The organism is Epilithonimonas zeae (genome assembly GCF_900141765.1).
Lineage (GTDB): Bacteria > Bacteroidota > Bacteroidia > Flavobacteriales > Weeksellaceae > Epilithonimonas > Epilithonimonas zeae.
In genome coordinates this window covers 1,575,932-1,591,847 of the sequence record NZ_FSRK01000001.1, presented here as the reverse complement: position 1 = coordinate 1,591,847, position 15,916 = coordinate 1,575,932, and the positions used below count along the sequence as shown (strand labels likewise).

General features: G+C 38.1%; 13 protein-coding genes. 5 read left to right on the top strand and 8 right to left on the bottom strand.

The window, feature by feature from the left end:
* Nucleotides 1-4 precede the first annotated feature (4 nt).
* Complete coding sequence (locus BUR19_RS07305) at nt 5-2,596, top strand: T9SS-dependent M36 family metallopeptidase (protein ID WP_074235584.1); 2,592 nt, start codon at nt 5-7, stop codon at nt 2,594-2,596.
* 522 nt (nt 2,597-3,118) lie between these two features.
* Here the strand turns inward: BUR19_RS07305 and BUR19_RS07300 are convergent.
* Nucleotides 3,119-3,535 carry a winged helix-turn-helix transcriptional regulator gene (locus BUR19_RS07300; RefSeq protein ID WP_074234339.1) on the bottom strand — a complete coding sequence of 139 codons (417 nt, stop codon included), beginning with the start codon at nt 3,533-3,535 and terminating at the stop codon, nt 3,119-3,121.
* Between the two features lie 271 nt (nt 3,536-3,806).
* On the opposite strand from BUR19_RS07300, the gene BUR19_RS07295 reads away from it, so the two are divergent.
* Entirely contained in the window at nt 3,807-4,745 is a 939-nt protein-coding gene (locus tag BUR19_RS07295; protein WP_074234337.1) for an aromatic alcohol reductase, read from the top strand.
* 199 nt (nt 4,746-4,944) lie between these two features.
* Here the strand turns inward: BUR19_RS07295 and BUR19_RS07290 are convergent, their stop codons facing one another.
* On the bottom strand, nt 4,945-5,739 hold the full coding sequence (locus BUR19_RS07290) for an SDR family oxidoreductase (protein ID WP_074234335.1): 795 nt from the start codon (nt 5,737-5,739) through the stop codon (nt 4,945-4,947).
* Nucleotides 5,740-5,827: 88 nt separating this feature from the next.
* Here BUR19_RS07290 and BUR19_RS07285 point away from each other — a divergent pair, with 88 nt between their 5' ends.
* The 3 genes from BUR19_RS07285 (at nt 5,828) to BUR19_RS07275 (ending at nt 8,285) form a co-directional block, all read left to right on the top strand.
* Nucleotides 5,828-6,169: a winged helix-turn-helix transcriptional regulator gene (locus BUR19_RS07285; RefSeq protein ID WP_074234333.1), complete on the top strand. Its 342-nt coding sequence runs from the start codon at nt 5,828-5,830 to the stop codon at nt 6,167-6,169.
* Between the two features lie 294 nt (nt 6,170-6,463).
* Nucleotides 6,464-7,300, top strand: coding sequence for an SDR family oxidoreductase (locus tag BUR19_RS07280; RefSeq protein ID WP_074234331.1), 837 nt, complete (start codon nt 6,464-6,466; stop codon nt 7,298-7,300).
* Nucleotides 7,301-7,391: 91 nt separating this feature from the next.
* Complete coding sequence (locus BUR19_RS07275; protein WP_245799035.1) at nt 7,392-8,285, top strand: helix-turn-helix domain-containing protein; 894 nt, start codon at nt 7,392-7,394, stop codon at nt 8,283-8,285.
* Between the two features lie 319 nt (nt 8,286-8,604).
* Here the strand turns inward: BUR19_RS07275 and BUR19_RS07270 are convergent, their stop codons facing one another.
* The 6 genes from BUR19_RS07270 to BUR19_RS07245 form a co-directional block, all read right to left on the bottom strand.
* The gene (locus BUR19_RS07270; RefSeq protein WP_083600680.1) at nt 8,605-10,722 is read right to left on the bottom strand and encodes a M13 family metallopeptidase; all 2,118 of its coding nucleotides are present in this window, start codon (nt 10,720-10,722) and stop codon (nt 8,605-8,607) included.
* Between the two features lie 70 nt (nt 10,723-10,792).
* Entirely contained in the window at nt 10,793-11,602 is an 810-nt protein-coding gene (locus BUR19_RS07265) for a helix-turn-helix domain-containing protein (RefSeq protein WP_074234325.1), read from the bottom strand.
* A 101-nt stretch (nt 11,603-11,703) separates the two neighbouring features.
* Nucleotides 11,704-13,140: a serine hydrolase gene (locus BUR19_RS07260; RefSeq protein ID WP_074234323.1), complete on the bottom strand. Its 1,437-nt coding sequence runs from the start codon at nt 13,138-13,140 to the stop codon at nt 11,704-11,706.
* 380 nt (nt 13,141-13,520) lie between these two features.
* Nucleotides 13,521-13,742: a hypothetical protein gene (locus BUR19_RS07255; protein ID WP_074234321.1), complete on the bottom strand. Its 222-nt coding sequence runs from the start codon at nt 13,740-13,742 to the stop codon at nt 13,521-13,523.
* A gap of 223 nt (nt 13,743-13,965) precedes the next feature.
* Complete coding sequence (locus BUR19_RS07250) at nt 13,966-14,910, bottom strand: T9SS type A sorting domain-containing protein (protein ID WP_175565879.1); 945 nt, start codon at nt 14,908-14,910, stop codon at nt 13,966-13,968.
* A gap of 412 nt (nt 14,911-15,322) precedes the next feature.
* On the bottom strand, nt 15,323-15,673 hold the full coding sequence (locus BUR19_RS07245; RefSeq protein WP_074234316.1) for a hypothetical protein: 351 nt from the start codon (nt 15,671-15,673) through the stop codon (nt 15,323-15,325).
* Nucleotides 15,674-15,916: the final 243 nt, after the last annotated feature.

Sequence of the window (15,916 nt, the reverse complement as noted above, 5' to 3'; positions counted from 1 at the left end):
TCTAATGAAACTAAATCATAAACATACATTTAAAATTACGATAGCGGCAGTCGCCCTGTTTGCAGGCACCGTGATGCAGGCTCAGAACAGCGACAAGGCTATCATAGAACAATATCTGGCAACAGGTAAAACGACTTTTAGCCAGACCTTTGACATCATTCATTCCGAGGCTAAAAAAGATTCTGACGGTAAAGTTGTAAATTTACAGCAGACTTATAGAGGTATTCCTGTTTACGGTGCCATTTCGTCTGTGTTGATGCGAGGCAACACGGTGAAATATATGTCTGACAAATTTATTTCCGTATCGGATAATATTACTGCTGCCAAGCCTTCTGTGGATGTTCCCAAAGACTTCTCGGTCATTTTATCATCAGCTAATCTGAAAGGAGACAAAGGCGATTATACCTTCGAGGGACGAAAAAATAATTCGGTATTATCTAAATTAGTTTATTTTCCAACAGAGAAAGGACAACTGCAATTGGCTTATGCTGTCAATTTCTTCGAAAAGGGAACTAACAATTATTGGGACATCATCATAGATGCAGTAACAGGTGCTATTATTGAGAAAACCAATCTCACAGTATCTTGCCAGTTTCACGACCATTCTTTTTCTTCTGAACATCAGTTGGATAGTATTCATTATAATTCTGAAAAGCCAACAGACCAACAAACTGGAGAACACAAGTCTGTACTTGTAGATAATGCCTCTTACCGTGTGTATGCATTTCCAATCGAATCACCTAATTTCGGTCAGCGCACGCTGGAAACCAGCCCGTGGTTTCTGGATGCTTCTCCACTAGGATGGCAAAATGACGGTGACGAAACTTATAACATCACGAGAGGAAATAATGCCTACGCCTACGTAGACCTCAATGGTTCCAATGCATTTGGACCTAGTGCCGATGGAGGGGCACAGAAACTTTTTGATTTTCCACTAGATTTGAATCAGCCAGTAACTACCTATACCAATGCTTCTATTACAAATCTTTTCTACGCGTCCAATAAGATGCACGACATATTTTACAAATTTGGATTTGATGAAGCGGGGCGTAACTTTCAGTCAAATAATTTTGGAAAGGGCGAACCTTACACCGATTTCGATCCTGTTTTATCAGAGGCCAGAGACGGCTCCTCCCTTAATAATGCCAACTTTGCAACTCCTCCGGACGGTTTTTCTCCAAGAATGCAGATGTATCTTTGGAGGTACGGCTATTTGCTGAGCTACAATGCACCAAGTGATTTGGTGAACAGAAAACCTGCTGCAGGCTATAATGCTGACTTTGGAGGTGCCTTTCCAATAAACTCACCATTAACCGGTGATGTTGCAATAGCTACACCTGCAGACGGTTGTACGAACTTGGACAATACCAATCTGAACGGAAAAATTGCACTAATCCAGAGAGGAACCTGCAACTTTGATGTCAAATTCAAAAAAGCACAGGACAAAGGAGCGAAAGGTGTTATCATATATAATCCTACTCCGGGTCAAACGATCATCAATATGAGTGGTACCGATACCACTGTAACAATCCCCGGAATCTTAATTGACAATGAGGAAGGAGAAATCATCAAAAGCAAAATAGACCAGAATATTAATGTAAATGTCAACCTGAAATACAATACTTTCGATGTAGATGGAAGTCTCGATAACGGTGTTATAGCACACGAATATACGCACGGCATCTCTACAAGAAGTACAGGTAACGGCTACAGCTGTCTCAATGCCGCTTATGCCAATGAACAGATGGGTGAGGGTTGGTCCGACTTTATGGCACTAATGGTCACTGGAAAAGCAGATGCCACAGCTGCGCTGCCAAGGTCTACAGGAAGTTTCGTGGCGAATCAAGGAGCTGACGGTCCAGGAATCCGACCTGCTAAGTATTCTCCTGATTTTGCCATCAATGATTATACCTATGGAGACACAAACGGGAAATACATAGACACGGGCGGCGGTGCCCTTGCCGTAGATGTTCATGGTGTGGGCTTTATCTGGGCAACGATGCTGTGGGACCTACATTGGAAATTTGCTGATAAGTATGGTTATTCTAATGACATCGCAAACAATCCAAACTCAGGAAGCGGAAAAGTGGTTCAACTGGTAATGGAAGCGATGAAAATACAAGGCTGCTATCCGAATTTCGTAATTGGCAGAGATGCAATCATAGCAGCGGATGCTGACCTGAACAACGGTCAAAACAAATGTATGATTTGGAGCTCATTTGCTAAACGTGGTCTTGGAGTCAATGCCAGTGCTGGTGCTACAAGAGGAGCGTTACCTAATGCGATCTCTGACCAGATAGAAGATTTTTCTGTGCCGGCAGAGTGCTCTTTGGGGACTTCTGAAATTACAGTCAATAAGAAAATTTCTATCTATCCAAATCCGGCCAGCAAGGAAGTTTTTATTAAAACCAATGGCGTACAGATTTCTGGAAAAATCAAGGTTTCTATCTATGATATGTCCGGAAAAAAGGTAGATGAACAGTCGGTTAACGCCGATGAACCGGTTCTGACCTCTGCACTTCCTAAAGGTACATACATCCTGACCGGCACTGGCATTGGTGTGACATTCAGCAGTAAGCTGATTATTAATAAATAAAAGTTATTCCTCAGAAATTATTAGTATGTAAAATCAATACGACTGTAGTTTACAATCAGGAGAAGAGAAGCTGTCTCATTTGAGAGACAGTTTTTTTGTGGAATAATACAACTTTAAATTAGGTTTGTAATTTTAAAGATTTTCTGATCTTTATTTCTCATAACGGAACTTCTAAAAAGGAAGTTTGCTACAAAATTTCTGTAATGGGAGAGCTCAGAGTATGTAGCCTATTTTCGGATTGTAAGAATTTTATCAAAAGTTCAGTATGAAAATAGATTACCTAAGAATATCGACCATAGATCAAATTATAGAACTTCATAGAGACTCACAACAAGTCTGGCTGCGAAAAAAGCAATGAAGATGTTTTACTCTGCGCGATACGTGGAAGACCTGGACTAAAAAATAGCAAAAAGTCTCGAAAGATCTATGGCAACTCTCTATTGCTATATTCCCGCTTTAGGAAAAGGATGTTAGGTTAGGAAAGATATTTTAGGATACTTGATAATTTCTAAACAAAAGATATTATATAGTACTATTATTAAAAAAATTGGATCTCGCCTCACTAAACTCATTGATATTATCGGCAATCCAAAACCAAAGAGGTGTTACCTGTACTAATAATCCTCTGCCTAAAGTCGTGATTTCATATTCAACTCTCGGTGGCACTTCGGGATAAATATTTCTCGACACCAATCCGTCCCTTTCTAATTCGCGAAGGCATTTTGTCAACATTTTTTGACTGATGCCGTTAATATGATTCTGTAGATTTGAAAAACGCATTTTGCCATCTATTCCCAGAGCGTGTATGACAAAAAGTGACCATTTGTTACCAACGTGATTCAATACATCTCGTTTAAGTTCATCCTGATCTTTATTCAAAACTTTACAAATGTCGTCCCAAGCTTTTACGATCTCTTCATCTGACATCAATCTTTCCATATTCTCTTATGTTTAAATAAAATATTTTGCTTAAAGATAAATGATTCTGATGAGAAAATTGAGAATAATGAGAATTTTAGAGACTATTATTATTTGAAAATTATTTGAAATTAATGTGGCTATCAATCAAAATACTAACATATAGGTAACTAGCTGACATCATTGTACCTTATTGTTTTACAGGTTTTAACGGTTTAAATTTGTAGAAGAAAAAGGAAGTGAATTGATCAGCAATGAACGAATTTCAATTCCAATACTTAATTTTTTTACAATGAAAAATAAATCAATTTTAATTTTGGGCGCAGGCGAATTAGGAATGCCGGTGATCAGAAATATAGCAAAAAAGGCTAAAAGCTACCATAACGTTACAGTCACCGTACTGCTTAGAGAAACAACGATCAATTCTGAAGATCCTGATAAGAAAAGTAATGTCACAGAGATCCGGGAGTTAGGGGTGGAATTGCTTGCAGGCGACCTTTCCGCTTCCTCTGCTGAGCTTATCGATATTTTCAGAAATTACGACGCTGTTGTTTCATGTACAGGTTATGGAACAGGCGCAGGAGGTTTTCAGCTGAAATTGGCCAATGCTGTACTGGATGCCGGTGTCAAAAGATACTTTCCCTGGCAGTTCGGCGTGGACTTTGAGGAAATAGGACGGGGAAGTGCGCAGGACCTTTTTGATGAGCAGCTTGATGTAAGAGAGCTTTTGAGATCGCAAAGTGCCACAAGATGGGTCATCATCTCCACAGGCATGTTCACCAGTTATCTTTTTGAACCTTTCTTCGGTATTTTAGATCTGGAAAATAAGTCGATCAATGCCATTGGCGGATGGGATACGGCAGTTACATTGACGACACCGGATGATATTGGCCGTCTTACCGCTGAGATCTTCTTTACAGAACCGCAGATAGAGAATGAGATCGTCTATATTGCGGGTGATACAATAACCTACGGAGATCTTGCTGATATTGCAGAATCATTATCAGGCCAGAAGTATGAGCGTACACTTTCCGATATGGGAGAGATCACAGATGACCTTAAAAACGATCCCACCAATTTCGTTAAAAAATACCGGTCGATATTCGGAGCAGGAAAAGGTGTTTCGTGGCCATTAGAGAATACCTTCAATGGGAAGAACGGAATCCCGACAACCTCTGCCAAACAATGGGCAAAAGATAATATTGACTGGAAATCTTACAATAAGTATTAAGAACACTATAATGAGATTCAACAAATTATAATTGTTATCCGTTAAATTGAATTACAAAGTTTGTTGCAGATCACAGTTATAAAAATGTCATTTTTTAATCCCGGGATTATATATCACGAGTTACATCATCCCCAGACAATCAATATGAGGTATAGGACAAAGCCTATAACTCATATTGATCTGATGGATGTTTACTTCTTTACAACCCGTCGAAATAGATCTTTTTGATCTCTTTGACAGAAGCTTCCGCTCCAATTTGCTGACGTCTATCGTAAATAGCCTGTGCCTTTGTTCCTGCAAAATAACGCAACTTGTCTTTTTGGTCGGTTGCTGCTACAAAGATCACTTCCGCAATCTCATCAGGTGAAGAATCGGGTTTGATCATACTAAGCATTTTTTCTTCCGCTGAATCATAATACGGTAGTGCAGTGACATCTGAATTATGGTTAAACAGCTCCGTTTTCGTGGCGCTCGGAGCAACGGTCTTAACACCGACACCAAACATCGATAGCTCTATTGAAAGACATTCGCTCCAGCCTTCAACCGCCCATTTCGTACCATTGTAAATACTGGTGAACGGGAAGCTGGTATGTCCGCCGATGGATGTTATATTGATGAACAGTCCATTTTTATTTTCTCTGAAGTGAGGTGTAAAAGCTTGTGTTACCCGAACTGTTCCCAGAAAATTCGTTTCCACCTGTTTCACGATGTTCTCATCGGAAAAGGATTCCAACGCACCCATCAGCCCATATCCCGCATTGTTCACGACCACGTCGATCGGTCCTAGCGATAAAGCTTTTTCTACGGTCAACCTGATCTGTTCCAGGTCAGTAACATCCAAAGGCAAAAGAATAACATGGTCCAATTGATCAAGTTCCGTTTCCTTTTCGGGATCGCGCATTGTAGCGATGACCTTCCAGCCTCTTTGTTGAAATAATTTAACGGTTGACTTGCCTATTCCTGATGAGGTTCCGGTGATGAATATTGTCTTCATTTTATAAAATTTTAAATGTTCTTTTACAAAATTACTGGCAAAAAGATATACATTTGATACCTGTATACAAAAGTATACTTAAATTATTATGACGGAAAAAAAACATTATTTCCAGGAAAAGATCAACGCCATCCAGGATACTATGTTTGTCATCGGTGGCAAGTGGAAGATGCCGATTATCCTTTCTATCTATCAAGGCAATACAAGATTCAATGAAATTTTAAATTCAATACCGAAGATAACCAACCGGGTTTTGTCTAAGGAATTAAAACATCTGGAAGAAAATCTATTGATCGACAGAAAGGTCACAGACGATTATCCAGTCAAGGTAGAATACACTATGACGGATTATGGATTAAGCTTACAGGAAATTGCAAAGCCCCTGGAAAAATGGGGAAGAGATCACAAGAGGAAGATCAGGGAAAAATAATCATATAGAATATAGGTGATCAAAGGTGTTTTGATCAACAACTGAAATTGATCAGAATACTCTTTGTTATATTTCTAGGCGATCATCTGTTAGAGGTGAATAAACAGTCTGTCTTAAAATCCCGGATACTTTTCTGGATTGATCATTTGAAAATTTCTCCTGTGTAGGGTATACTTAAAAATGACAATCAAACAGGCTGTCTAAACTTGTTTGATTTTCGTAATATATTGTTTCAATTCTGTTACAACAGACTTCGGCAGTCATTCTAATTTTGTATCATAATAAGATCAAGATATGGAAACAGACAAAGTATGGTTAGTAACGGGAGCATCCAAAGGAATGGGGCTTTCACTGGTGAGAAAACTTATCGAAAGCGGTTATAGGGTCGCTGCAACAAGCAGAAAAGCGCAGAGTTTAATGGAGGCTGTCGGAGAATTTGACAAACAGCAGTTCTTACCGCTGGAAGTAGATCTGACAAGCGGAGAATCTGTCAGCAAGGCATTTGAAAAGACTGTCGGACACTTCGGGAAAATAGACGTTTTGGTCAATAATGCGGGCTATGGCATCGGTGGTGCTGTGGAAGAATTGAACCAAAAAGAGATCAGGGACAGTTTTGACATTAATGTTATGGCTGTGATTAAGACAATGCAGTCGGTCATGCCTTACTTCAGGCAACAGAAGTCAGGAAACATCATCAATATTTCTTCAATTGCAGGATTTGCGCCAGGAATCGGCTGGGCCATTTACGCCGCAACAAAATATGCGGTAACGGGACTGTCCGAGGTCATGGCAGAAGATGTGAAAGAGTTCGGTGTTAAAGTAACGGTAGTGGCGCCGGGCGCCTTCCGCACCGAGTTTCTGGAAGAAGGCTCTCTCGTTTTCGCTGAGAATAAAGTTGAAGGATACAATGTTATTAGAGCTTCACACCAAAAATACGCTGCCATGAACGGAACGCAGGCTGGAGATCCCGACAAGCTGGCCTGTGTCCTGATCGATCTTGCTGAAAATCCGAATCCGCCGGTACGCTTGTATTTGGGAAGCGATGCCTACAACCGTGCAAAGTACAAGATAGGCTTGTTATCAGAGGAACTGGATATCAATAAGGATATTTCATTTTCTACCGATTTTTAAATGACCATCAGAATCTAAATTAATAACGCTGCCATTCGAAAGTGGCAGTGTTTTTTTTGTTTGATTTTTGTATATTTATTACATGGAGAAAATGCAGTCACTGGAAGAATTTTACCAGTCGAAATTTGACCGGGTACCTGAAAATATCCGTAACGGGGTAGGGCACTTCAATGTCTTTACCATCGATGAGTATATCGGTAAAAATGCTAAGCCATTGGTCTACAGCCGGAAAGATTATTTTAAGATCACCCTGATCGTCGGCCGAAACCGGATCCATTATGCTGACAAGGTCATTGATATTCAAAAGCAGGCAATTTTTTTCACCAATCCGCAGATCCCTTACAAATTTGAATGGATCGATGGTCAGAAGGCAGGATTCTTCTGTGTGTTTACACCTTCTTTTTTTCATCATTTCGGAAACCTGAACGATTATGAGGTTTTTAAACCTGACGTGATACCGGTCTTCGAGCTGACAGATGAGCAATTGGAAAATATAAAGCAGGTTTACACGAAGATGCAGACTGAATTGGCCTCAGATTATGCCCATAAATATGATCTGTTGAGAAACCTGGTGTTTGAATTACTTCATTATGCACTTAAAATGAAACCGACTTCAAAAGCTGAAAAACAACAGGCTAATGCTTCTCAGCGGATCACCCATCTGTTCCTTGAGCTGTTGGAGCGTCAGTTTCCTATCGAAGATGCGAGACAGCGGATCAACTTCCGTTCGCCTTCTGAATTCGCCGGTCAGCTTTCCGTTCATGTCAATCACCTCAACCGGGCCGTTAAAGAGATCACTGAAAAAACGACTTCGGAGATCATTACTGAGCGTTTATTACAGGAGGCAAAGATTTTATTGAGACATACCGAATGGAATGTTGCCGAAATTGCCTATTCACTGGGGTTCAAAGAGGCTACGCATTTTAATAATTTCTTCAAGAAAAATATGCAGATGACACCGATGCGTTTCCGGGAAATGGAGTGACCATTTTGATCGACAAAATAATTTTAGAAGCTGATGGTTTTATTAGACAACATATACTTTCGTGTACCAAATCAAAACCATAAAATTGCAGATGCCTTATTTCAATCTAAATTGTTTAGATCTATTGGTAAACATGACGTTTTATATAAAACTTATATCTGTACATTTAAGTATATCATCACCTTATTTTCGGCAACTACGTATTTCAATGCACCATCTCAAAAATATAAAATAGTAAAATTCCTATGATCGATCGGTCCATCTGTATTATATTTTAGATAAAAATACTATCCGGCACATTTAAGTATATTATTTTTGCTTACCAGATCGCCACTCTATCTTGCGGCTTAAGATAAAATTTATCACCTACTTTGATCTTAAAAGCTTCGTACCATGCATCAATATTTCTTACTACTCCATTGACACGGTATTGGGCAGGGGCGTGATAATCCTTTTCTACAATTAATCTGAACGCTTCTGGTGTGTAGAGACTTCGGTTGACTTGCGCAAAAGATAAAAAATAACGTTGATCAGGTGTAAAGCCATAAAGCTTTTTCTTTTCATCCGGATGATCTTTCAGATAGAGTTTGTAAGCAGCATGGGCAACGACAACACCTGTAAGGTCACCAATGTTCTCTCCAAGAGTTTGTGCTCCGTTCAAGTGAATTCCCTCTAAAGGCGAAAAACTGCTGTATTGTGCAATAAGACGCTGCGTTCGGTTCTCAAATTGCTTTCTTGTTTTCGGGGTCCACCAATCCCTCATTACACCATTTCCGTCGAACAAAGATCCCTGGTCGTCGAAGCAGTGTCCCAACTCGTGACCGATAATGGCGCCTATTGCTCCGAAATTCACTGCTGCATCGGCATTGGGATCAAAGAATATGGGCTGTAGGATCCCTGCGGGAAACTCTATAGAATTATATAATTTGCTGCTCGTCGCATCAACGGTCTGTGGCATTTGATACCATTCTTTACTTGTGAATTTTTTATTCAGAAGAGATTTTTCATGATCCCAGTTTGCTTTTGCGATCAGCTGTTCATTTAAGACAGGTTCTTTTGCGTCAAATTTCATTGATGAATAGTCTCTCCAGACATCTGGATATCCTATCCTGACTGTTACTGCATCTAGCTTGTCAATGGCTTCCTTTCTGCTTATTTCATCCAGCCAATCCAATTTTTCAAGTCTTTCGAGGAATGCCTTGCGAATATATCCTACCAGATCTTTTATACTTTTGAGATGGGATTCAGGAAAATATTCTTCAACATATATTTTTCCGACAAGCTGTCCCAGGCGATTGTTTACATATTGTATTGATTTTTTCTCTCTGGAAGTATCATTTTTTACACCGTTCAGCCGTGTTCCATAAAAATCAAAATGGTTCTGACGGAAGTCTTTTGATAATAGGGTAGAATGGTTTATGATCCAATGGAATGCAAGATATGCTGACCATACCTCAATTGGTGTTTCAGAAAATAACTTCGCTTTAGCTTTGATCGCCGTATCGGCCTGTAGGATGACTTGATCTACGTCGTCAACCTGTCTTTCTCCTAAAAATATTTTCCATGGAAAGCCTGGAGCATACGATTCAAGCTCGGCAGTGTTCATCAAATGGGAGTTTATCCTGCTGTCTCGCATCTGAGCAGGTGTCCATTGTAAGGTTGCTAATTTTGTTTCAATTTCCAGGATCTTACCAGCCAATTGTTCATTGTTATTGATGTGGGCTAATTGTAAGGTACGAATGATGTGTTGTTTGTAATCTTCTCGGAGTCGTATTTTATCTGCGTCATTTTTCGTGTAATAATCAGGTGCAGGTAATCCGATGCCACTCTCGTTTAACGCAACTAAAAATTTGCTTCTGTCATTAAGATCGGGCGCGGTATGTATAGCAATGATCGAGAAAGATTTTGGATCAGCCATCCATTTTGCGATCGCTTCATAACTATTGATAGCGAGAATGCTTCTAAGGTCTTCCTCAATAGGCTTAATGCCAACCTCGTCCATATGGTCCGTATCCAAATATCCTAGATAGACTGCTCTGATCTGTTCTAAAGACCGATTTGTAGAATGCTCGGTTTTAGCTCCATCACAGATCATCTCGTTGATTCGCATATTGATTTTATCTTTTGCTTCGGTATAGCTGTTAAATCCCGAAGCCCCGGCCGGAATTTTTGCTGATCTTAGCCAACCTTCATTCACATAGGTGTAAAAATCATTGCCAGGTTGTACCATCTTGCTGATAAACTGTGTTTCTACGCCCCAATTTCCATACGTAGCTTTTCCTTTATTGAATTCGTTCTTCTGGGCCTTTATATAGAACACTCCAAATAATAATGCAAACGATAATATGACAACCCTGGTTTTACTGATTTCTGTAAACGCAACATTTATTTTATGAAAGAGACGGGAAGGATCCTGAGTTGAGATTAGTAGATTCATCGTGTATTAATTGTAAAGTGGCGAATCTACTACAATTTGCATAGCTGAAAATTGTATAAATGCGAACACATTATTTTTTTATCGTAAGAAAAAAATCTTTTTCATCAAATTTTTTTGGCTTTCTACCTACAAACGAACTAAAAGCATTATTGAAATGAGGCTGGTCGTAATAACCATTAGCTAAGGCTAACTGGGTCATTGTTGCAGATTTATGATCTGCATATACGATATCATCCAGGGCTTCCCGTACTTTGATAACATTGATAAAAAGCTTAGGGCTGATGCCTATAAGATCTTTAAATAACTTTTGCAGATGGCGTTCAGAACATTTCATTGATCTTGCCAGTGAAGCAACAGTCATGTCACCTCTTTTTTCCAAAATTAATTGCGTGCTTTTAGTAATTACTCCAACCTTGGCATTGGCTGTAAACAATGCAGAGAAAGTTTTTACAAGATAGCTGCAGACCATTTCATTGTTTACATCGATCATACTATCTAAATTCATTTCTTTAAAATGGATTAATTCGTTTGAAGGAAAAATCTTATCAGTAAATAAGTGAGCGTCTGAGATCCCAAAACAGGCTGGTGTCCAAGGGAAAAGTTGGACCATTGTTGCTTTTGTCGCGGAAAGAATATCAAGAGACAATGTTTCAGTGATCTGACCACAGAAGTAGATTCCTTCAGGTAAATGTCTGACCTGATCTTTATGCCTTACATTCAATCCATTTCCTTTGATAATGGCCATTGTGAAACATCCGTTAGGCGGAACACCTTTATCTAATATCGGAGAGTTACTTTTTACGTTATCTAGAATCCATAACTTTTTAATGAAATTTGCAATTATTCCATTGACAAAGTATTCATTATAGATAGTATTCATTTTGTAAAACTATAAAAAAGAGTGTGATATAATTAAAAATTTTAATGTCGAATTTTTAAGATCCCCAAAAACTTTTATTTTAAGCTCTGTTATTCTCAATTTTATAAAGAAGATATTCCTTCCAAGATCTTCTTCCCGTTTTCATTTTCCGGATTGAGCTCTATGGATCTTCTGTACATCTCGATGGCCTTGCTTTTATCTCCCATTTTCAATAAGATCTCTCCGTAGCTGTCATACACATTCCAGCTTTTTGGAAATAGATACACATTAAGTTTGAAAATTTCTAAGGCCTCTTTTTCCTGTTTATTGGCCATCATCCGGTATGCCCAATCGTTTAGCTCTGACTCGTTGGGGTTAAATGAAGGATTTGTCTTTTGTTCTTTTTTTACAAAATCAATGGCATTTTCAAACCCTATTGCTCTCAGATTTTTTCTTAAATAGGTCAACGGATCTGCCTTCACGATATCAGGATTGTAGCAACCTGCAATTTCTTCAACAAAATCTTCGGGACTGCTTCCTGCCAGATTGGTCAATACGATAATTGCCAGATCATCATCGGGATAGACCATTATCACAGATCTGTTTCCTCCGGACATGCCGACCGCACTGTGGTTTTTGCGGGGCTTTGTAATTCCCCAGCCTCTTGCCCAATTGGTCGGTGTCCCGTTATTAAATTGACCTGGCGTCCACATCATATCTAAAGTTCCTGGTTTTTTGAAGAGACGACCATCTTGTAAGGCGATGAGCCAGTTGGCCATATCTTCAGCAGTACTGTTGAGACCTGCTCCTGTCCGAACGAAATCTGGAAATTCTGTATAGGTGTAGGTCAGTTTTGCTTCACCCTGTTTTCCATCAAAGTAACTATTGTAGCGATAAGATGGCGCATAATTTTGAATAATATCTCTAGAATCTCCGAATACCGTATTTTTAAGATGAGCGATATTAAACTGATCTTCCTCGAAATTTGTGGCAAAAGATCGGTTGGTTAACTTTTCAATAATTTTTCCCAACAGATAATAATTGGTCTGATTGTAACTGAACTGTTCTCCTGTTTTAAATTCAAGGGGAAGCGTTTTGAGTTTTTCCCAAATGACGGCTTCAGTCTTCAGTGGTCCAATATTACCTGTCATTGGATCAAGTAGTTTCAGGATCTCAGGCAATCCGGAAATATGGGTCAATAGCTGGTCGACAGTGATCTTCTGCCATTCAGCGGGCAAATTATCCAGATATTTACCAATCGGATCATTCAATTTGATTTTATCCTGCTCAACCAATTGCATCATGGCAACACCAGTAAAAACCTTTGTATTGGAGTTGATCGGGAAAATAGTTGTATTGTTTACAGGAACATTATTCTGCAGATTGGCGATTCCGTAGGATCTGCTTAAAACAATTTTTCCATTTTGCACAACAGCCATCTGCAATCCAGGGATCTTTCGTTCCTTCATTTCCCTTTGAATGATCTCATCAACATTGGAATTGGTTGGCTGAGCAAAAAACTGTGCTGAAATAATTAGAAGTAAAAAGTATATTCTCATACTATTAAGACAAGTTCAAGGGTCCTTTTATTACATCATCAATTACGGTATAATAATAAGCTGTTTTAATTCAATTTTAGCGAAGTTTTATTAAGCGCAAAAACAGATCCTGCTCTTATATTAAAAACAAAAAAGCTGCTTCTTTTGAGACAGCCTTTCTTTCATTCTGTGTGCTATAACAATAGACTGTCATGTATCAAATTTAGTGATGAATATATTAACTCTTTGATGATCAAGTAAAATAATAATCAATAATTAATAAAACGAGAATAGGTTATTCCTGCTCTTGTTTATTTTTGGAGGTAAACATATCGCAATGATTAGAGGTCATTTAGATATCCCAGATTTATTAAAAAGTTTTTTTTACTGCAGAAAAGTTTTTAACCTTGCTTCTCCAATTTTTTAAGAAGGCTTTCAGCATATAATCCGTGAACAGGTTTATCATCAAGAAAGTGTAATGTTTCAATCGACGTTACTACAGGATCAATGGTTTCATCTGTACCATATGCCTTGAGATCTTGGACAACTTTTTCAACTTTCATTCTTGGACTGCCTTCTCTAAGCATAACAATATCGCCTTTCTTTAATTTATCTTTTGACATAATTCTATTTTTGTATCATCTACCAAAAAGAACGCCATGATAAAAAATTATAGTTTTTTGACTGCTAAAAATTGTACACAGAGTTATCTTCTACGAGTTAAAGGCGTTTGTAATATCCTTTTTTATCGACTGCAAAAACTCTTGCTGGTACATCATCATTTGATACGCTTCATAATAGCATTGGTGGTAGACAGCGGAATTTATCAATCCATTTGTTAACTTTTCATTTTTTGATAAATTTCTGTACTGTCATTGTTCCGTCTTCCAATTGTAGCTCCGTAAGATAGATGCCCTTTTCGAGATGGGAGACATCAATTTTATTTAAATCTGTACTGACAGCAATATTTATATTCTTACCGGAAGCATCAACTATCTTTATTTTTTTAACTTTAGAATCAGCCTCTATATTAATGTGATCAGTTGCAGGGTTTGGGTAAATTTTAATTTTGACTCCACCAACAGAACCAATATCATTTACGGCCAATGTCGCCGTCTTTATAGCGCGTGCAACGTAATTATCAAACGCAGAAGTTAAAGCGCCTCCGCCAGAAAAAATGTCAACTTCTGTTGGTGACTTAGCGGGAGTTCCTGCGAAAGGTCCGTATATAGTTGCGCCTATTTTTATATGAATATCTCCAGTGGTATAGTTATAAAATATAGTAATTGGTGTCCAGGTGTTGTCTGCAGCACCAGTAGTTAATGGCTGGGTAACTATCGCTGAATTCCCATTTCGTGTATATGTCAGGCTATATGCTTTAGCAACATGATCGTATAAAATAGAGCCAATCATAAAATTGTCACCACCATCTGCATACAATTGAAAACTAGAGGCTGCAGTTACAGCAGTAGTTGTCCCTGTATAGAAATCAGCAGAAATTTCGGCAATATTATTACCTGATGTCCTGTTTAGCCACGGTGTTTTTAAAAAATCATTTTTGAACAGCCACATATTTGAAGTAGTTGTTCTTGGAAGGGTCAAAGATTTGCCGTACGCGGCAATATTTATTTCTGCCACTTTAGCTTGCTCGGCAGTGCCGCCATCATTTGACCAGAAGCCTTGAGTGCCAAGATTCCCGATTGTGTAATCATTAAAATTATCTGAATCTAAGGTTTGTGAAAATGATAAATTAGATAATAGTGCCACAGCAAAAAATAATATTTTGTTCATTTTGTTCATTTTGAAATTATGTATTAAAACTAACCAAAATTTTGCTTTTATAAAAAATATTTTTGGCTATTTGGAGAGCATATCATTCCAAAACCTCCGTAAAAAGATTTGAGGTTCAATCAAATCTGCTTACTTATTGTTTCAAGGTATTGGTCACAGTTTCCTTTTGCCTGCCTGCATAGGAATCCGCATAGAAAAGTCATAAATCTTACAAGATGCGAGGCAGTTCATTGAAATTTCTATCCCTATTGTTCTCTTGGTATAAATCAGCTGATTTGATATTATTGTGAGTCAATTCATAGAATGTTTTAATGAACTAGTTCGTCTTACCCAATAAAAAGTCAGTTCGTTGTTTATAATAATGGCAGCTTTATATCTATTTCTTCTATTATTTGCAGGACATGATTATAAACTAGAGCTGATAGTGCCAGGCCATTCTGCTGAGTATAAAATTTACAAATTCATCTTCCGTTTTTGATCTGTCAATGAGTTTATTCCGGAATTCATATGAAGTCAAGGCTTTTACCAAGCGACCGTAGGTCGGAAAGTCTGATTCTTCAATCTTTATTCTTCCGGCGCCCGTTTTAGTATTGATAATTTCATCTTCTACAGTTCTGAGCTTAACAATAATGTGATGAAAGTTAAATGAACCCTTACTGCTGTATCTTTCAATAATATTTATTTTAAATGCGGTAAAATATATCGTTTTATAACCAAGGTTGGATCTTTTTTCCGGTCGAGTGATTTCTACTGTAAATTTCATAATTATGAATGCAAATATACTATTGAGTAATTTAAATTCGTACCAATAACTGAATATATTTGAATGATTTTAGGTGATAATATACTTAAATGTCCCAGATATAACTTTTATCTGAAAACATCACGTTTACTACAAGATATAAACAACATAGATTGAATTTAGGCATCTAGAATTATATTTTTTTGATTTGGTACATTCAAATATAAAGGATATGGGTAAAAAATGTAATTTAAGTTCTTTATA